The organism is Agrobacterium sp. H141 (assembly GCF_057158725.1).
The window spans coordinates 3,587,895-3,605,597 of sequence record NZ_CM169893.1; the positions used below are offsets into that span (position 1 = coordinate 3,587,895).

General features: G+C 59.1%; 16 protein-coding genes. 7 read left to right on the top strand and 9 right to left on the bottom strand.

Annotation, left to right across the window (positions count from 1 at the left end; all coding sequences use genetic code 11):
• The first annotated feature begins 137 nt into the window (after nt 1-137).
• From ACWPM9_RS16875 to ACWPM9_RS16890, 4 genes are all read left to right on the top strand, one after another.
• Nucleotides 138-1,643 (top strand): inorganic phosphate transporter, encoded by a 1,506-nt coding sequence (locus ACWPM9_RS16875; RefSeq protein WP_484755907.1) that lies wholly within the window; start codon nt 138-140, stop codon nt 1,641-1,643.
• Nucleotides 1,644-1,673: 30 nt separating this feature from the next.
• Nucleotides 1,674-2,411, top strand: coding sequence for a 16S rRNA (uracil(1498)-N(3))-methyltransferase (locus tag ACWPM9_RS16880; RefSeq protein WP_428185763.1), 738 nt, complete (start codon nt 1,674-1,676; stop codon nt 2,409-2,411).
• Between the two features lie 153 nt (nt 2,412-2,564).
• Nucleotides 2,565-3,938, top strand: coding sequence for a glutamate--cysteine ligase (locus ACWPM9_RS16885; protein ID WP_428185764.1), 1,374 nt, complete (start codon nt 2,565-2,567; stop codon nt 3,936-3,938).
• Nucleotides 3,939-4,079: 141 nt separating this feature from the next.
• Entirely contained in the window at nt 4,080-4,985 is a 906-nt protein-coding gene (locus ACWPM9_RS16890) for a DUF937 domain-containing protein (protein WP_484755908.1), read from the top strand.
• 101 nt (nt 4,986-5,086) lie between these two features.
• On the opposite strand, the gene ACWPM9_RS16895 is transcribed toward ACWPM9_RS16890, so the two are convergent.
• Complete coding sequence (locus ACWPM9_RS16895; protein ID WP_484755909.1) at nt 5,087-5,368, bottom strand: DUF1127 domain-containing protein; 282 nt, start codon at nt 5,366-5,368, stop codon at nt 5,087-5,089.
• A 188-nt stretch (nt 5,369-5,556) separates the two neighbouring features.
• Here ACWPM9_RS16895 and ACWPM9_RS16900 point away from each other — a divergent pair, with 188 nt between their 5' ends.
• Nucleotides 5,557-6,513, top strand: a complete 957-nt coding sequence (locus ACWPM9_RS16900) for a LysR substrate-binding domain-containing protein (RefSeq protein WP_428185767.1) — start codon at nt 5,557-5,559, stop codon at nt 6,511-6,513.
• A 17-nt stretch (nt 6,514-6,530) separates the two neighbouring features.
• Here ACWPM9_RS16900 and ACWPM9_RS16905 read toward each other — a convergent pair whose 3' ends face one another.
• Nucleotides 6,531-7,160, bottom strand: coding sequence for a TetR/AcrR family transcriptional regulator (locus ACWPM9_RS16905; RefSeq protein WP_484755910.1), 630 nt, complete (start codon nt 7,158-7,160; stop codon nt 6,531-6,533).
• A gap of 226 nt (nt 7,161-7,386) precedes the next feature.
• On the bottom strand, nt 7,387-9,591 hold the full coding sequence (gene katG / locus ACWPM9_RS16910) for a catalase/peroxidase HPI (protein WP_484755911.1): 2,205 nt from the start codon (nt 9,589-9,591) through the stop codon (nt 7,387-7,389).
• 109 nt (nt 9,592-9,700) lie between these two features.
• Here katG and ACWPM9_RS16915 point away from each other — a divergent pair, with 109 nt between their 5' ends.
• Nucleotides 9,701-10,642, top strand: a complete 942-nt coding sequence (locus ACWPM9_RS16915) for a hydrogen peroxide-inducible genes activator (RefSeq protein WP_428185770.1) — start codon at nt 9,701-9,703, stop codon at nt 10,640-10,642.
• Here ACWPM9_RS16915 and ACWPM9_RS16920 read toward each other — a convergent pair.
• The 5 genes from ACWPM9_RS16920 to guaB form a co-directional block, all read right to left on the bottom strand.
• Entirely contained in the window at nt 10,632-11,414 is a 783-nt protein-coding gene (locus ACWPM9_RS16920) for a 3-hydroxybutyrate dehydrogenase (RefSeq protein WP_484755912.1), read from the bottom strand. The genes ACWPM9_RS16915 and ACWPM9_RS16920 overlap by 11 nt on opposite strands.
• 73 nt (nt 11,415-11,487) lie before the next feature.
• Entirely contained in the window at nt 11,488-12,609 is a 1,122-nt protein-coding gene (locus ACWPM9_RS16925) for a DUF3734 domain-containing protein (protein WP_484755913.1), read from the bottom strand.
• 197 nt (nt 12,610-12,806) lie between these two features.
• Complete coding sequence (locus tag ACWPM9_RS16930; protein ID WP_484755914.1) at nt 12,807-13,685, bottom strand: dienelactone hydrolase family protein; 879 nt, start codon at nt 13,683-13,685, stop codon at nt 12,807-12,809.
• 177 nt (nt 13,686-13,862) lie between these two features.
• Entirely contained in the window at nt 13,863-14,279 is a 417-nt protein-coding gene (locus ACWPM9_RS16935; protein WP_484755915.1) for an MAPEG family protein, read from the bottom strand.
• 80 nt (nt 14,280-14,359) lie between these two features.
• Nucleotides 14,360-15,847 (bottom strand): IMP dehydrogenase, encoded by a 1,488-nt coding sequence (guaB, locus tag ACWPM9_RS16940; protein ID WP_428185775.1) that lies wholly within the window; start codon nt 15,845-15,847, stop codon nt 14,360-14,362.
• A 307-nt stretch (nt 15,848-16,154) separates the two neighbouring features.
• Here guaB and ACWPM9_RS16945 point away from each other — a divergent pair, with 307 nt between their 5' ends.
• A complete protein-coding gene (locus ACWPM9_RS16945) occupies nt 16,155-16,460 on the top strand; it encodes a DUF1476 domain-containing protein (protein ID WP_428185776.1) in 306 nt (101 codons plus the stop codon).
• A gap of 43 nt (nt 16,461-16,503) precedes the next feature.
• On the opposite strand, the gene ACWPM9_RS16950 is transcribed toward ACWPM9_RS16945, so the two are convergent.
• Nucleotides 16,504-17,490 carry an MBL fold metallo-hydrolase gene (locus tag ACWPM9_RS16950; RefSeq protein WP_484755916.1) on the bottom strand — a complete coding sequence of 329 codons (987 nt, stop codon included), beginning with the start codon at nt 17,488-17,490 and terminating at the stop codon, nt 16,504-16,506.
• Between the last annotated feature and the right edge of the window lie 213 nt (nt 17,491-17,703).

The following is a 17,703-nucleotide window of genomic DNA, read 5'->3' on the forward strand; positions in this document are numbered from 1 at the left end:
GATTCGATTTGACGTCGGCGCATTTCCCATACATACGCGTGCCCGGAAAGGGCGGCTGAAGCCGCCGAATGTCCATTCGCTGCCCGTTTAAGCCCCAAGGGTGCAAAGCCTGACCACGGCGCAAGAAGAGTGATACCATGGCCAAGCAAACGCCCAAACTCTACAAGCCGACCCTCGACAAGGATCTGGACAAGATCGCCTATGTCGAGGAAGCCGCTCAGAATGTCTCGCGCGGAATAGCGCCTCTCGGCTTCGGTTTCATCTTCCTGGTTCTCGCCACCGTTTTTGCCGGTGCCTATGTGGCAGGCCAGCCGGGTGCTGCCATGGTGATCGCGGCTGCGGGTATCGGCGCCTATATGGCGATGAATATCGGCGCAAACGATGTGACCAACAATGTCGGCCCTGCGGTCGGATCGCGCGCCATGACCATGGTAACCGCGCTCATTCTGGCCGCCGTGTTCGAGACAGCCGGCGCGCTGATTGCCGGCGGCGATGTGGTATCCACAATCTCCAAGGGCATCATCGACCCTGCACAAATGCCATCGGCCAACATCTTTGCCACTGCCATGATGGCCGCCCTTTTGTCATCTGCCCTGTGGGTCAATCTGGCCACCTGGCTTGGTGCCCCCGTTTCGACCACCCATGCAGTGGTTGGTGGCGTGGTCGGGGCCGGCATTGCCGCGAGCGGCTTCGGTGCGGTCAACTGGGGCGCGATGGTCGGGATTGCCGCCAGCTGGGTGATATCGCCCTTGATGGGCGGTATTATCGCAGCCCTGTTCCTTGCCTTCATCAAGACCTTCATTATCTACCGCGAAGACAAGATCGATGCCGCCCGCTTCTGGGTGCCGATCCTGATCGGCATCATGGCCGGTGCCTTTATCGCCTATCTGGCGCTGAAGGGGCTGAGCCATGTGACGCATATTTCGCTCCCCACGGCTGCAGCCATCGGTGTGGGCGCAGGCTTCGTGATCTGGCTCCTGTCCGTACCGCTGATCAAACGGCAATCGGCCGGTCTTGAAAACCGCAACCAGTCGCTGCGCAAACTGTTCCAGATGCCGCTGATCATTTCGGCCGCATTGCTGTCGTTCGCCCACGGTGCGAACGACGTAGCCAATGCCATCGGCCCGCTATCGGCCATCGTGCATGCAGCCCAGGCCGACGAGATTGCCGCCAATGTGGAAATTCCGCTCTGGGTGATGGTCATCGGTGCTGCCGGCATCTCGCTCGGTCTGTGGCTGTTCGGCCCTCGGCTGATCAAGCTGGTTGGCGAGCAGATCACCAAGCTCAACCCCATGCGCGCCTTTTGCGTGGCGCTGTCTGCAGCACTGACCGTGATCGTGGCTTCCGGCCTCGGCCTGCCCGTGAGCTCCACGCATATCGCCGTGGGTGCCGTGTTCGGTGTCGGCTTCTACCGCGAATGGTATACCCGCAACTCCAAGCGTCGCCTTGAATATATGCGCATGAAGGCCGGCCGCTGGGAACGGGAAGATACACGGCCTGCCAATCCGGACGAGATGCGTCGCCGCTATCTGGTGCGGCGCTCGCATTTCATGACCATCGTGGCCGCATGGATCATTACCGTTCCGGCTGCTGCTGCACTGGCCGCGCTGCTTTATGGCGCAATGGTGCTGCTCATCCCCTAAGACAGACCTGCAAAGACGGGGTTCGACGATATGCGTGCGAATTACAAAATGCAGAGGCTTTACGTCTCCGGCACGCTTGCCAGCGGCGCTGGGATCGAGGCCAGCGGCGAGCAATATAATTATCTCGCCAATGTGTTGCGGATGACCGAAGGGGCAGAGATCCTGCTGTTTAACGGTCGCGACGGCGAATGGTCGGCGCGCCTGACATTTCCCTCGCGCAAGAAGATCACCCTGGTTGCCGAGACGCAGACGCGACCGCAGCCGGAAGACAGCGCATTGCATTTCCTGTTTGCGCCGCTCAAGGTCGGGCGGCTCGACTATCTGGTACAAAAGGCCGTTGAAATGGGTGCCGGTGTGCTGCAGCCGGTCATGACGCAACATGTGCAGGGCAAGATCAACAGTATCGAGCGCCTTCAGGCCAACGCCATAGAGGCAGCCGAGCAATGCGGCATTCTCTCCATTCCGACGGTGGAGCCGGTGCGCAAGCTCAGAGACGTTCTCGATGGCTGGCCCGCCGATCGGCAGCTGATCTTCTGCGACGAGGACAGCAGCACCCAAAACCCGCTTCCTGCCCTTTCCACCATCCAGGCTCAGTCCATTGCGCTCCTGGTTGGCCCGGAGGGTGGTTTTTCGGATGAGGAGCGGCAGATATTGCGCGATCTCGACTATGTAACACCCATTCCGCTCGGTCCGCGCATCCTGCGCGCAGATACCGCAGCCGTGGCAGCCCTTGCCGTCGTGCAGGCCGCAATTGGCGACTGGCGCTAGATTTTTCTCCGTAACAGTCCGTTGAAACTGCGCTCGTATTCGCAACATTGATCTGCGCTTGAAACAAATTGACTTGCGCACCACGTAAATCCGGTCCAATCAGCCTGCCAATCCTGGCGACAATCCGACGGCATTCAATACAAGGTTTACCTCATGGCTCGTGACACCACCGACGATACGCCGATTGGCTCCGTCCAGGACCTGAGCGAATATCTGGCCGAAGGCTGCAAGCCTGAAGCTCAGTTCCGCATCGGCACCGAGCATGAGAAATTCGCGTTTTTCACAGCCGACAACTCGCCGGTCCCCTATTACGGCAACGACAGCATTTCCGCGCTTTTGAGCGGCATGGGCCAGCGTCTCGGCTGGGATCCGATCATGGACGGCGCCAATATCATCGGGCTTGCCGAAACCCATGGACAGGGCGCGATCTCGATCGAGCCTGGCGGACAGTTCGAGCTTTCCGGCGCGCCGGTGGAAACGCTGCACGAGACCTGCAAGGAATCCAACCAGCATCTGGCCATGCTGCGGGAAGTGGCAGAGCCCATGGGCATCCGCTTCCTCGGCATCGGCGGCAGCCCCAAGTGGACGTTCGACGAAACGCCGCGCATGCCGAAGTCGCGCTACGAGATCATGACCCGCTTCATGCCGAAGGTCGGTAGCATGGGGCTGGACATGATGTATCGCACCTGCACGATCCAGGTGAATCTCGACTTTTCCTCTGAAGCCGATATGCGCCGCAAGATGCGCGTTTCGATGAAGCTGCAAGCGCTGGCGACCGCGCTGTTTGCCTCCTCGCCGTTTACGGAAGGCAAGCCCAACGGACTGGTGTCCTGGCGTGGCGAGATCTGGCGCGATACCGACAATGCCCGCGCCGGCATTCCGCCCTTTACGCTGAATGACGATTTCGGCTTTGCCGACTATGTGGAATGGGCACTCGACATTCCGATGTATTTCGTCGTGCGCGACGGCAAATATCACGACTGTACCCATGTGACCTTCCGCCAGTTCATGAACGGCGCGCTGAAGGGCGAGCTTGCCGCTTGGGAACCCACAATGGGTGACTGGACCAACCATCTCTCCACCCTGTTTCCGGATGTGCGCCTGAAGCGCTTCCTGGAAATGCGCGGGGCCGATGGCGGCCCCTGGCGGCGCATCTGTGCGCTGTCTGCCTTCTGGGTGGGGCTGCTTTATAACCAGACCGCTCTCGATGCAGCCGATGCGCTCACAAAGGACTGGACGCATGCCGACGTGATTGCGCTTCGCAATGCCGTGCCGGCCAAGGGTCTTCACGCAGAGATCGCCGGTCGTGGTCTGTTCGATCTTGCCCGTGAAGTCATCGGCATTTCACGGGCCGGTCTGAAGGCACGAGCACGGCTCAACAGCGAAGGCGAGGATGAAAGCGTTTTCCTGGCCTCGCTGGACGAGATCATTGCCAAGAAGGCCACTCTCGCCGACGATCTGCTGATGCTCTATAACGGTCGCTGGAACCAGTCGGTCGAGCCTGTTTTTGCCGAATATCAATATTAGGCATATCGAAACCGCCGTTTCCCCGATGAATCGGGGATTACCACCCGGCGTTGTCCATTCTCGCTAGAAAGCGGTTTGCGTTACGCTTTTTCCGGATATAGTGGTCGTTAGACGACTTGCACTGACCGGGAAGGAAAGCCGATGCTGCCACTATTCGAAATGATGATGCGTGCGCAGAACGGCACCGCCATGGAAGCCATGGCCAAGCAATTCAATCTTGCGCAGGAACAGACAACCAAGGCCATGGCAGCGCTGATGCCGGCCTTTTCTTCCGGCTTCAAGCGCAATGCTTCCAACCCGATGGATTTCTCCGCCCTGCTGTCATCCATGACCTCCGGCAATTATGCCAAATATTTCGAGGACATGAACAAGGCCTTCACGCCGCAGGGTATGGCCGATGGCAACAATGTGCTGGAAACCCTGTTCGGATCAAAGGAGGTCTCTCGCGCCATTGCCGCTCAGGCCGCGCAGATGACGGGAATTGGCCAGGACGTGCTGAAACAGATGATGCCGGCAATGGCCGATGCGATCATGGGCGGCCTGTTCAAGCAGGCCACAGGCCAGATGCAAAACGGCTCCGACGCCTTCACCAATTCGCCAATGGGCCAGATGATGCAGCAATGGCTGGAAAGCACCGGCTTTTCGCCCAAGGCAAAGGCTCCGGAGCCCGCCAATTTCTTCGACAATCCCTTTACCAAGGCGTTTCAGGACATGATGGCTGGCAGCACCAAGCCACAGGCAGGTGCAAACCCGTTCATGGACAATCCGTTCATGAAAGCTTTCCAGGACATGATGCCAGCCAATGGCGCAAAGCCTGCCGAGCCCTCGACACCGGATGCAGCGCCAGGGGACGCCGAGCCGCAGGACGGTGCTGCTGCCAATCCGTTCTCGGAGATGATGAACTCGATGTTCGATAGCGGCCTGGAAGTGCAGAAAAGCTACCAGAAGAACATGGAGCAGATCCTCGACACCTATATGAAGGTCGGGGAAGGCAAGGCTGGGTCCTCACCTTCAAAAGCCGGCAAGGCGAAGCCTTCCAAGGACTGACGATTTCTCTCCGCGCATAAAAAATGCCCGATGAAAGACGGTTTCATCGGGCAAGCGGCAGGGCGTTAAACATCACCCTGCGGGGATGGAAAGAAATCTGTTCAGCTGCGACGGATATGGCGCCCGCTTGTGCATGCCGCATTGGCGAGCATGCGCGAAGGGTCGTCCAAGAGACCGGCCGTGTTGATGACCCGCTTCAGGTCCTGCCGTGTCAGGCCGATGTCGGCGAGATGAGCATCATCAAGTTCCGACAGTTGCATCACCGCGCTGCGGTTTTCGATCAGACGCCGGAACGTGGATACCAGCGCGCCGATGCTTGCGAAAAGCGACGGGCGGACCTGCTTTGGCAGATCATAATCGATTGCTCTTACATTCATGGTCATGGCTTAATTCCTTGTCCTCAGGCGCAAGGCTTCACCCCTTGCCCGACATGGGAAAGGTGCCTCGAACCGGCGGCGGGTGCAGGGGTTCTGCGTTGTGCTGTTTGCACGCAGAAGGTCTCAAAAAGTCATTGATCAGTCCAACGAATGTTTTTAATAGTAATTATCAAACAATCTGATGGATATTCGCCATGGCCAATCCGCTCGATATCGACCAGCTTCATACCTTCGTTGCCATTGTAGATACCGGTAGCTTCACCAAGGCCGCTGGCCGTGTGTTCAAGACCCAATCGGCGGTGTCGATGCAGATGCGCCGGCTTGAGGAGCGGATCGGCAAGCAGCTGTTCCAGAAGGACGGACGCGGCAACCGGCTGACATCCGAAGGTGAAAAGCTCCTGAACTACGCCCGACGCATTATCCGGCTGAACTCCGAAGCGATTGCCGCCTTTGACGACAATCGACTGGAAGGTACGCTCAGGATCGGCACACCCGACGATTATGCCGACCGCTACATGCCCGAAATCATCGGACGCTTTGCCAAGACCAATCCCAATGTGGAACTCTATATCGCCTGCGAGCCTTCGGTGGATCTGGCCGAGAAGATGGCGCGCGGCGAGCTGGATATCGCCCTTGTGACCCACAATCCGCAGGCACGCACATCCGATGTGGTGCGCACCGAGCCGCTTTGCTGGGTCGCCTCCGCCAACCATCCTTTAAAGGATGATGCGCCGGTTCCGCTGGCCGTGGGACGGCGTGACTGCAACTGGCGCCAGCTCGCCTGCTCGTCGCTCGATGCCGACGGGCGCGATTACCAGATCCTCTTTACCAGCTGGTCGTCGACCGTGGTGGCAGCGGCTGTTCTGGCCGGGCTGGCCGTCTCTGTTCTGCCAGAATCGGCGCTGCGCTCCGGCATGAAAGTGCTGACATCCAGCGATGGTTTTCCACCGCTGCCACCGGTCCAGATCGGTCTGATGAAGCGGCCAGGTCTCCTGCCATCGCTGGCCAATGCGATTACCGATCACATTACCGCCTGTCTCGACAATATTACGCCGGCAGATGTGGTGGATGACGAACTGGATGCGGATGTCAGAACCTATCCGCGCCAGCAGGCTCGGCAGAGACCAAGTCAGATGCAGCCGGGCTGGTAAGGCCCGGTCTGGCCCTTTTAAAGCGTGAACAAGGTGAGCTTTACCGTGCGTTTCCACTCTTGAAGTGCGCGACGCGCTGTTGCCTCATCGGCCGACAGGGCGAAGCGCACCACGCTGCCGGACAGGTGGACCATCTGTGTCAGGCGCATCTCGAAATCCCCTTGAAAACCGGGGGGCAGCAATGGCAGGAGGACCCTGCTGAGGATCGCCGCCATGCGTTCGAAATGCAGACGGTTCAGCGGCTCGAGATCCCGATCCGACACGGCAGCGCGCCAGACACTCAGATAGATCGCGTTTTCACGGAAGCTCTCATAGAACCTGTCGACGCTCTGTGTGATCAGGTTTTCCGCCGCATCGATCGAGCGAATTTCGGCGAATGTCTGTTCCGTTCCTCTTTCAACGCGCGTGGTCAGATCATCGTGCAGTGCCCTGATGACCGCGGCTTTTTCAGGAAAGAACTGATAAAGCGAGCCGATCGGGATGCCGGCCTCGGCGGCAATCTCCGTCATCTTGAGGTTGCCAATCCCGTTGGCGACGATCAGACGGCGCACAGCATCGAGGATAGCCTCCAGTCGCTGGATGCTGCGCTCCTGCCTCGGTGTCTTGCGTTGACGGAGGCGATTTGCCTCCTTGCCCTGTTCAGCCATCACTCTCCCCAGGCCACAACGAACCTGTCCGATTTCATGGCGCGGACCATAAGCCCCTGATCTTTCACGATCTCTGAAAAAATTCGTTCTATTTTTTCCTATTCCGAATCGCAAAAAACCGGGGCGTTTGCCCCGGCTTGCCGGATCGAGATCCATGCTGCGATCAACAAGTGGCAGCGCGTGACCTTAAGGTTCGCGCTGCCACCCATTCCCGGCCTGAGGCGGATCAGGCCAGATCGAAACGATCGGCGTTCATAACCTTGGCCCAGGCAGCAACAAAGTCCTTGGCAAAGCGCGACTGCGCGTCTGCCTGACCATAGACTTCGGCGATGGCGCGCAGTTGAGAGTTGGACCCGAAGACGAGATCGGCGCGCGTTCCCTTCCACTTCACCTCACCCGTCTTGCGGTCGCGGGCTTCGAACTCGGTCTGGTCCGAAGACAATGGCTTCCACTCGACGGACATATCCAGAAGGTTGACGAAGAAGTCATTGCTGAGAACACCTGGACGGCTCGTCAGAACGCCGCGTGTATCGCCGCCCACCGTATTGCCCAGCGCTCGCAGACCGCCCAGAAGGGCCGTCATTTCCGGTGCTGTGAGCGTCAGAAGCTGTGCCTTGTCGACCAGCAGTGCCTCGGACGGGATAGTGTATTTTTCAGGCTGATAGTTGCGGAAGCCGTCGGCGACTGGCTCAAGAACATCGAAAGCCTCGATATCCGTCTGCTCCTGACTTGCATCGGCCCTGCCCGGCGCAAACGGCACCGACAGGTTGTGGCCGCCGTCTCGCGCTGCCTGTTCGATCGCAGCACCGCCACCCAAAACGATGAGATCGGCCAGAGAGACCTTCTTTCCGCCCGTCTGTGCGCTGTTGAAGGCAGTCTGGACCTCTTCCAGCTTGGCCAGCACCCTGGCGAGTTGTTCCGGCTGGTTTGCTTCCCAGTCCTTTTGCGGTGCCAGACGAATACGCGCACCATTGGCACCACCGCGCTTGTCGGAGCCGCGGAATGTCGAGGCAGATGCCCAGGCGGTGGAAACGAGTTCCGACACGGTCAAACCGGTCGCCAGTATCTTCGCCTTGAGATCGGCGACATCCGTGGCATCGATCAGCGGGTGATCGACGGCCGGGATCGGATCCTGCCAGATCAGGTCTTCAGCCGGCACTTCCGGGCCGAGATAACGGGCTTTTGGCCCCATATCGCGGTGGGTGAGCTTGAACCAGGCGCGCGCAAATGCATCGGCAAACAGATCCGGGTTCTCGAAGAAGCGGCGCGATACCTTTTCGTAGTCGGGATCGAAGCGCAGTGCGAGGTCGGTGGTCAACATGGCCGGCGCGTGGCTCTTGGTGGGGTTGTGCGCATCCGGAACGGTTCCCGCCCCGCCCCCCTGCTTGGGTGTCCACTGATGGGCCCCGGCCGGGCTCTTGGTCAGTTCCCAGTCAAAGCCGAACAGATTTTCGAAGAAGTTGTTGCTCCATTTGGTCGGCGTCGTGGTCCAGATGACTTCGAGACCACTGGTGATGGCATCGCCACCTTTCCCGGTACCATAGCTGCTGCGCCAGCCAAGACCCATCTCGCCGACATCGGCACCTTCCGGTTCAATGCCAACCAGAGCCGCATCGCCCGCGCCATGGGTTTTGCCGAAGGTGTGGCCGCCGGCGATCAGCGCGACGGTCTCTTCGTCATTCATGGCCATACGGGCAAATGTATCGCGGATATCACGTGCTGCGGCCAGCGGATCGGGATTGCCGTTCGGGCCTTCCGGGTTCACGTAGATGAGGCCCATCTGCACGGCGGCCAGCGGGTTTTCCAGATCGCGCTCGCCGGAATAGCGCTTGTCGCCGAGCCAGGTGTCTTCCTTGCCCCAGTAAACATCTTCTTCCGGCTCCCAGGTATCGGGACGTCCGCCGGCAAAGCCGAAGGTCTTGAAACCCATCGATTCCAGCGCGCAATTGCCGGTGAGGATCATCAGATCGGCCCAGGAGATCTGGTTGCCGTATTTCTGCTTGATCGGCCATAGCAGCCGGCGGGCCTTATCGAGATTGGCGTTATCCGGCCAGCTGTTGAGTGGGGCAAAACGCTGTTGGCCGCCTCCGGCGCCTCCACGTCCATCGCCGGTGCGATAGGTGCCGGCACTGTGCCAGGCCATGCGGATGAACAGCGGTCCATAGTGGCCGAAATCGGCGGGCCACCATTCCTGGCTGTCGGTCATCAACGCGTAGAGATCCTGCTTCAGCGCCTGCAGGTCGAGTTTCTTGAATTCTTCGGCGTAATTGAAGTCCTCGCCCATCGGATCGGACAGCGCCGAATGCTGGTGCAGAACCTTGAGATTAAGCTGGTTGGGCCACCAGTCGCGGTTGGAGCGACCGCCATTGCTGACATGCGCTACGGGACAGGTGGCTACACTGTCGTTAATTTCTTTGAGCTTCGCGTCCATTTTTTCCTCCAGTCGCTGCCGCCTTCATGAGGCTTGGTCAGCACTATCCTCCAGCACATCCATAATCTCCAATTGTATTTAATGGGAATATCGATAAGATATTCCTATCATGCTTACCATTCGTCAAATGCGCTATTTCGATGCCCTGGCGACCACCCTGCACTTCGGCAAGGCGGCAGCGCTTGCCCATGTCAGCCAACCGGCCCTGTCGGCGCAAATTCAGGAAATGGAGCGGCATCTGGGCGTTGTGCTCGTGGAGCGCACGCGCAACAATACCTTGCTGACGGCCAAGGGGCTTGAAGTGTTGCAGCATGTGCGAACGGTGCTGGGAGGGATTGACAGGCTCGAGGAAGCCGCGCGCCAGCAGAGCGGCATTCTGGAGGGCTTGATCCGTCTCGGCGTCATCCCGACCGTCGCCCCCTATCTGGTGCCGCAACTGGTTCCGCATCTGAAGGCGCATTATCCCGGCATCGAGATCGAATTGAAGGAAACGGTCACCGACAGACTGCGCGAAGATCTTCTGGAGGGCCGGCTTGATGCGGTCGTCGCCGCCCTGCCGCTGGAGGGCGATACGCTGCAAGCAAGGCCTTTGTTCACAGACCGCTTTTTCATGGCCGTCGCCAGCAATGAAGAGGATGTGCTGATGTCGCCGCTTACCGAAGCGCAGGTCGATCCGAACCGGCTGCTATTGCTTGAAGAGGGCCATTGCCTGCGAGATCAGGCGCTTGCGGTCTGCCAGACAGCCAGCAAACGCAGCCTTGTCAATTTCGGGGCAACGTCGATGACCACGCTGTTGCAGATGGTATCGCACGACATGGGCATGACGCTGATCCCGGAAATTGCGTTGAAAACGGAAACACCGCGTAATGCGATCCGCATTGTGCCCTTTGCAGATCCGGAACCGACCCGTGAGATTGGATTGATCTGGCGTCGCTCCAATACGCGACGCCAGGATATGGATGCACTGGCAAAGGCGATCATCCGCAGCGCTGCGACGCTTTGCGCGTCTGCCCGCACTCAGGTGGACGCCATGCCTGCCGTTACTGCATGAACCAGCCGTGGCTGACAGGCAGTGACTGACCGGTCAGGGCGTTGGTCTTGAAATCGGCAAACATCAGCGCGACCTCGGCGACATCCTCGACGGTGGTGAATTCACCATCGACCGTTTCGCCCAGCATCACCTTCTTGACGACTTCGTCCTCGGAAATGCCGAGTTCCTTGGCCTGTTCGGGGATCTGCTTTTCAACGAGCGGAGTGCGCACAAAGCCAGGGCAGATGACATTGGAACGCACGCCGTATTTGCCGCCTTCCTTGGCGACCACGCGGGCAAGCCCCAACAGGCCATGCTTGGCCGTGACATAGGCCGATTTCAGTGGCGAAGCCTCGTGGGAGTGAACCGAGCCCATATAGATGACGGCGCCGCCGCCCTGCTTCTTCATATGCGGCATGCAGGCCTTGGTGGTCAGAAAGGCACCATCGAGATGAATGGCGAGCATCTTCTTCCAGTCGGAAAAGGGGAAATCCTCGATTGGATAGACGATCTGAATTCCGGCATTGGACACGAGAACGTCGATTGAGCCCCAGGTCTCGACCGTCTTGGCGATACCGGCATTGACGGCGTCTTCATCGGTGACATCCATCACCACGCCCATGGCCTCGCCCGGGCCCATATCGGTCAGTTCCCTGGCCTTGGCGTTCGCGGCATCGGCCTTGAGGTCGGCGATCACGACCTTGGCACCCTCCTCCACGTAACGCTTGGCGATAGCGGCTCCGATGCCGCTTGCGGCCCCGGTGATGAGGCAGACTTTTCCTTGCAGTTTCATCGTCATGCTCCTTTGGCGCCGGATGGCAGGACGGTCGGCGCATCGAGCGCTGGCAGCGTCTTGCGTCCGGCAGTTAGTGCCGGTCTTCGTCATGTCCGGCAAGATCGAAAATCTGGATGCCGTCTTTGGGACGGCCTCTTCCCTTCCAGCGAGGATGCTTGAGCGTGGTCATCACATTGTCGTAGCCGGCCTTCCAGTGATCGGTGATGGAGGCGCGGGAAAACTCGGCGTCGCTGGCGTGAAATGACGCCGCCGCACGGCGGTGGATGAGATGGACAATCGTCACGTCGTAGTCGATACCGAGAGAACGCAGCAGACGCACATCGTCATCGTCCTCGAATTCAGCCGGAAGCTTGTCGAGGAGGCGATTGGCGGCGCGCCGGGCCAGCTGTTTCTTGGCAAACTCGTTGGTATTCATGCGCGTCCGCGAGGAATAACGAATTTCCTTGGTGCGGCTCTCGACCTCGAGCTGATCCTTCGGCATGGCACCACGCGCACTGAACAGATCAACCTGGAAAATGCAGAGATCCGTTTCGATGCCGGTCGCTGCCAGCACATATTGAAGCGGCGTGTTGGAGACGAGGCCGCCATCCCAATAATGATGGCCGTCGATCTCGATCGGCGGAAAGCCGGGTGGCAAGGCACCGGAGGCAGCAATATGGCGTGCCGTGATCTGGGTGCGCATCGTGTCGAAATAGGCAAAATTGCCCGATGTCACATTCACAGCTCCTAAGCTGACACGCGTTTTTCCATCATTCAGCAGATCGAAGTCGACGAGATTTTCCAGCGTTTGCAGCAAAGGCTCGGTATCGTAAAAGCTGATCAGGCTGTCAGGGTTCAGCGCCAGCTGATACGGTGTATAGAGCCTGGGTGAAAAGAAACCGGGCACGCCGGTGACCGCTGACATCAATGCGGACTGAGAATTGAACTGACGGCGCATTGCCGGATCATGTGGAGCAAAGGTCGAGCTGATGCCGGACGATACCATGTCCCAGAAAGACCTGAGGTTCTCGACCCGTTTTTCGTAGGGGCTACCGGCTATGATTGCGGAATTGATCGCCCCGATCGAGATGCCCGCCAGCCAGGAGGGTTCGACACCCTGTTGATGGAGAGCTTCGAAGGCACCGGCCTGATAAGCGCCCAGTGCACCACCACCTTGCAGGACGAAGACATTCTGTTCTGGACGTTCTGACATCGGACAACTCCATGCGGCACTGCAACATATATGGGTCCCGATCCGTCACTTCTCTAGTTTAATCGCGCGATCTTCAGATTAAATTTCGTCCATCGGCGTTTGGGCAAAAACAAAAAAGGTGGCGAAACAATCTCGCCACCCTTTCAACCGGATCCGAAAGACCATCTGCAGCCGGCACGGTGCCGGCCAGACCCTGCCTAATCGAGATTGGACTTCAGGAACTCAACCGTGCGCGACCATGCCAAATCGCTTGCCGCCTTGTCATAGCGGGCCGACGAGGTGTCATTGTTGAACGCGTGATTGACACCGTCATAGACAAAGATTTCATAGGTTTTCTGATTGCTATCCAACGCTGCCTTGTAAGCGTCGATACCGGCATTGATGCGGTCGTCGAGGCCGGCATAGTGCAGCAATAATGGCGCCTCGATCTTGGCCACATCCGCTCCCGTGGGCTGTGCGCCGTAATAGGCAACGCCGGCACCCAGATCAGGATCGGCAACCGCCAGCCGGTTGACCATGCCGCCGCCCCAGCAAAAACCGATGGCACCGACCTTGCCGTTGACCGCATCGTTCTTCGCCAGAAAGGCGCGGGTGGCGGTGGCATTGTCGACGGTCACGCCCATGTCGAGCGTGGAGAACATTTCGCGGGCCTGATCTTCGTTCTCGGGCGTGCCGCCATTGGGCGACAGGAAGTCCGGAGCCAGCGCCACGAACCCCTCCAGCGCCAGACGACGGGCCACATCGCGAATATGCGGGTTGAGCCCACGGTTTTCGTGAATGACCATGACGCCGGGCATCGGTGCTATCCGATCCTTCGGCATTACCAGATAGCCCTTCATCTCGACACCATCGGCACCGGGCCAGGTGATATTGTCAGCCGTCAGCCGGTCATCGCCCTCGGAGACCATGGCCGCCTTGGCCTTGCTGGCGGCCAGCAATGGGGCAACGGCGGCAGCTGCCGCACCTGACCCTGCCAGCATGGTCAGCTTTTCCATGAACCCGCGCCTATCCAGCGTCAGATGCGTGTATTCGTCATAGGCGGCAATCATCGCCTGAGTGACCTTCGGCTTGTCCATGATATCCTCCCTGTGGTGTCCGAACGACCCTGAACCATTCTGACCCTACATTATGACAGTTGCGCAGCCCGATCCTACAATTTCCCGTTACCGTCTTTCATGCCGCGTGCCAGCAGTCTTATGCGGCTATCAAACCGCCCCCGCAGACCAAGGCTCCATGACCGGGATGCGGCCAGCTTACGAATTGACCATCCAGACACCAAGCCAGATCCACATCAGGCCCATGGTTGCAAAGCCGACCAGAAAGGCCGGATAGCGCAGCGACTGCCGGTTGCTGGTGACCATGACGAAGGCATGCGCATAGCGGGTCGCCACGAAGACCCAGGCAAGCACAACGGCGGGCAGGGAATCCGCCTCGGCGATATAAAGCAGCACACAACACAGATAAAACAGAACCGGCGCTTCGAATTGATTGGCGATACACCGCTTCACATTCTGGCTTTCGGGCGGTTCGCCCGCGCCTGAACCGGTGGCCTCCTCGGTAAGCTTGCCATCGCCGCGCAGCTTGACCCGGCGCAGGCGCAGCAGTCCGTAGAGCGTGTAGACGAGAAACACCTGGGCCAGGATCGGCCAGAAAATCTCAAATCCGGTCATTGAAAATACCCAACTCAAACTGAAGACGCAAAAAGGCCCGCCTGCAACGCGTGCAGACGGGCCTTGTCAATATCAGAGGATCATGCGCCCGGATAGTTGGGGCTTTCGCGGGTGATGGTCACGCCATGCGGATGGCTTTCGCGCAGGCCAGCACCGGAAATGCGAACGAAGGTGGCCTTCTCCTGGAAGTCCTTGATGTCCTTGCCGCCGACATAGCCCATGGCAGCCTTCAGACCGCCGGCGAGCTGATGCAGAACAGCCGATACAGGTCCCTTGTAGGGGACCTGACCTTCAATGCCTTCCGGCACCAGCTTCAACGTATCGCGCACTTCGGCCTGGAAGTAGCGGTCAGCGGAGCCGCGTGCCATGGCACCGACGGAGCCCATGCCGCGATAGGCTTTGAACGAACGGCCCTGATAGAGATAGACTTCGCCCGGGCTTTCATCGGTGCCGGCCAGAAGCGAACCGACCATGACGGCGGATGCGCCGGCAGCGATCGCCTTGGCCATGTCGCCGGAGAATTTGATACCGCCATCGGCGATCACCGGAATACCGTGCTTTGCACCTTCTTCCGCAGCAGCCATGACGGCTGCCAGCTGCGGAACGCCAACGCCTGCAACCACGCGTGTGGTGCAGATCGAGCCGGGGCCGATGCCGACCTTGATGCAATCTGCACCGGCATCGATCAAAGCTCTTGTGCCTTCTGCCGTTGCCACATTGCCGGCGATGATGCGCACGGCGTTCGACATGCGCTTGGTTGCCAGAACGGCATCCAGAACCTTTTGCGAATGACCGTGGGCGGTATCGACAACGATCACGTCCACACCGGCATCGATCAGGCGCTCGGCGCGTTCGCGGCCGTCGTCGCCCGTGGAAATGGCGGCAGCAACGCGAAGGCGGCCCTGGGCATCCTTGGCGGCGTTGGGGTTGAGCTGGCTCTTTTCAATGTCCTTGACGGTGATCAGGCCGATGCAACGGCGTTCACTGTCGATCACCACCAGCTTTTCGATGCGATGGGTATGGAGCAGACGCTTGGCCTCCTGCTGATCAACGCTTTCGTTGACCGTGATCAGGTTCTCCTTTGTCATCAGTTCATAGATCTTCTGATCCGGATTGGAGGCAAAGCGCACATCGCGGTTGGTGAGAATGCCGACGAGCTTGCCGGGACGGCTGTCACCTTCGACGACAGGAATACCGGAAATGCCATGCGCCTTCATCAGCGACAGCGCTTCAGCCAGCGTCGCATTCGGACCGATGGTGACGGGATTGACCACCATGCCGCTTTCGAACTTCTTGACCTGGCGAACTTCCTCGGCCTGTTCGGCTGGTGTCAGGTTACGGTGGATAACGCCCATGCCACCCGATTGCGCCATGGCAATCGCAAGCCGGCTTTCAGTGACCGTGTCCATCGCAGACGAGATGATCGGCAGGGAAAGGTCGATGTCTTTTGCAACGCGGGTGGAGATGTCGGTCTGGCCCGGCATGACTTCCGAATGTCCCGGTTGAAGGAGAACATCGTCGAAGGTCAGCGCTTCTGCGCCTGTTGCAGTCTCTACTATGCGTGCCATGCCAAAATTCCTCGTCTTGGGAAATGCAGGGTCCGCTCCGCGACTGATCGTCCGGTTCACTTTCCTGCATTTTGCTTGGAAGTTGGCGAGGGCTGGTAACACGTCTATGACAGGAAGGGAATAGCAAAACGCTTTCCACCGCTTGCTGGGCGCCACCATCCCCAGATACCAAAAAAGGCCTGAGAACCGTGCCTTATCGCTAAAATTTTAGGGATCGAATAGACGGAGCCTGAATGGGTCTCGGCTAGGCTTTGCGTACGGTCGATCAAAGGGGACCGATAACGACAACAAGAAACGGGGACTGGTTATGACTGCACTGAGAAAGCGCGCCAAAGCGCTCGAAAACCAATTTGCACATCAACAGGAACTCATGTTCAAGGCGCATGCGCGTCGCAATGCGATGATGGGCCGCTGGGCTGCCAATGTCATCGGGCTCAATGATGCCGACACCTATGCCCGCGATCTCGCGACATATCAGGTCAATGAACCGCGCCGGCTGCTGGAAAAGCTGCAGCGCGATCTGGCCGCCGCCGGCGTGCTGGTCGATGATCAGGAAATCACAACCCGGCTGGACGAACTCCTTCACAAGGCGACAGAAGAACTCCTCGCCTGACAGGCGTCGAGCCCGGCCGCTGACGACCGGGCTCCCTTCGCGATCAGATTTCGAACTGATAGCTCTTCGGCACAAAACGGTAACCGGTGTCGAGCGGCTCGACATAGCCCGCAGCCGGGAACGGCATGTGGTAGCCCAGGAAGGCCATCCGGTCATTGGCGACCATATCGAACACGTTCTTGCGGCTTTCGGCAGCGGCTGTCTTGTCCATATCGAAGCGCACCTCCCAATCGGGACGCTGTAACGACAGCACGAAATGGTTGGCCGTGTCTGCCGTCAGCAACAGCTGACGCCCATCCGATTCCAGCCGATAGATCATGTGACCCGGCGTGTGGCCAAAGGCATCCATGCCGGATATGCCGGTGACGACATCGTCTCCGCCCTTGATGAAGGTCATCTTCTCGGCGAGCGGCTTTACCTTTTCCAGCACAGACTTGTGACCACCTTCGGCAGCGGTTCCCTCGCGGGCCGGATCGACCCAGAAATCATATTCCTTCTGGCCGGTCACGTAGCGCGCATTGGGGAAAGCGGGCGCGCCCTTCTCCATCAGGCCTCCGATATGGTCGCCATGCATGTGGGTAATGACGACGATGGAGACATCCTCCGGCGCATAGCCCGCGGCCATCAACCCTTCGGTCAGACGGCCCATCCCGCCTGCGCGGGCACCTTCACCGAGACCTGTGTCAAACAGAACGACCTCCGAGCCGGTATTGACCAGCACGGGCGAGAAGCTGTTGACGAACTGGTCCGTGGGCAGGAAATTGGCTTCCAGCAACTCGGCGACCTTTTCCTCAGGCTGGTCGGTGCCGAAGGTCTTGCCCGGGTCTTCAAACGCTTTTGCCCCATCCTTGACCACGACGATATCGAAAGTGCCGACCTTGAACCTATGGGTTTCGGGCGGCATGGCGTGGTCGATATTGGCGGAACTCGTGGCCCCTTGCGCAAAGGCTGCCCGGGTCATCAGCATGGGCGCAGACAGTGCTGCAAGCCCCGCTCCACCGAGCATCGTTCTGCGGTTCAATGTAAACATCGCGTCCTCCGTTCTTGATTCAATCCATGGGTAACGATCAGAGCTTCAAAGCCGTTCCAACCGCAAGACCGCTTTTGCCGCGTCTCACACAGACGTGATGGTTGCCCGATCACGTTTTGATCAACGGCATAGATGCGGCCGCGCGGGACACATATTCAGCAACGCCTCAAATGAGAGATCCCGCATTGGCAGAAGGACAGCTTGGGTCTAGAA

Bases quoted from the DNA above. Each gene is read 5' to 3' on its own strand.
- ACWPM9_RS16875 (WP_484755907.1), top strand. From the start codon at position 138: ATGGCCAAGCAAACGCCCAAACTCTACAAGCCGACCCTCGACAAGGAT.
- ACWPM9_RS16880 (WP_428185763.1), top strand. From the start codon at position 1,674: ATGCGTGCGAATTACAAAATGCAGAGGCTTTACGTCTCCGGCACGCTT.
- ACWPM9_RS16885 (WP_428185764.1), top strand. From the start codon at position 2,565: ATGGCTCGTGACACCACCGACGATACGCCGATTGGCTCCGTCCAGGAC.
- ACWPM9_RS16890 (WP_484755908.1), top strand. From the start codon at position 4,080: ATGCTGCCACTATTCGAAATGATGATGCGTGCGCAGAACGGCACCGCC.
- ACWPM9_RS16895 (WP_484755909.1), bottom strand. From the start codon at position 5,368: ATGACCATGAATGTAAGAGCAATCGATTATGATCTGCCAAAGCAGGTC.
- ACWPM9_RS16900 (WP_428185767.1), top strand. From the start codon at position 5,557: ATGGCCAATCCGCTCGATATCGACCAGCTTCATACCTTCGTTGCCATT.
- ACWPM9_RS16905 (WP_484755910.1), bottom strand. From the start codon at position 7,160: ATGGCTGAACAGGGCAAGGAGGCAAATCGCCTCCGTCAACGCAAGACA.
- katG (WP_484755911.1), bottom strand. From the start codon at position 9,591: ATGGACGCGAAGCTCAAAGAAATTAACGACAGTGTAGCCACCTGTCCC.
- ACWPM9_RS16915 (WP_428185770.1), top strand. From the start codon at position 9,701: ATGCTTACCATTCGTCAAATGCGCTATTTCGATGCCCTGGCGACCACC.
- ACWPM9_RS16920 (WP_484755912.1), bottom strand. From the start codon at position 11,414: ATGAAACTGCAAGGAAAAGTCTGCCTCATCACCGGGGCCGCAAGCGGC.
- ACWPM9_RS16925 (WP_484755913.1), bottom strand. From the start codon at position 12,609: ATGTCAGAACGTCCAGAACAGAATGTCTTCGTCCTGCAAGGTGGTGGT.
- ACWPM9_RS16930 (WP_484755914.1), bottom strand. From the start codon at position 13,685: ATGGACAAGCCGAAGGTCACTCAGGCGATGATTGCCGCCTATGACGAA.
- ACWPM9_RS16935 (WP_484755915.1), bottom strand. From the start codon at position 14,279: ATGACCGGATTTGAGATTTTCTGGCCGATCCTGGCCCAGGTGTTTCTC.
- guaB (WP_428185775.1), bottom strand. From the start codon at position 15,847: ATGGCACGCATAGTAGAGACTGCAACAGGCGCAGAAGCGCTGACCTTC.
- ACWPM9_RS16945 (WP_428185776.1), top strand. From the start codon at position 16,155: ATGACTGCACTGAGAAAGCGCGCCAAAGCGCTCGAAAACCAATTTGCA.
- ACWPM9_RS16950 (WP_484755916.1), bottom strand. From the start codon at position 17,490: ATGTTTACATTGAACCGCAGAACGATGCTCGGTGGAGCGGGGCTTGCA.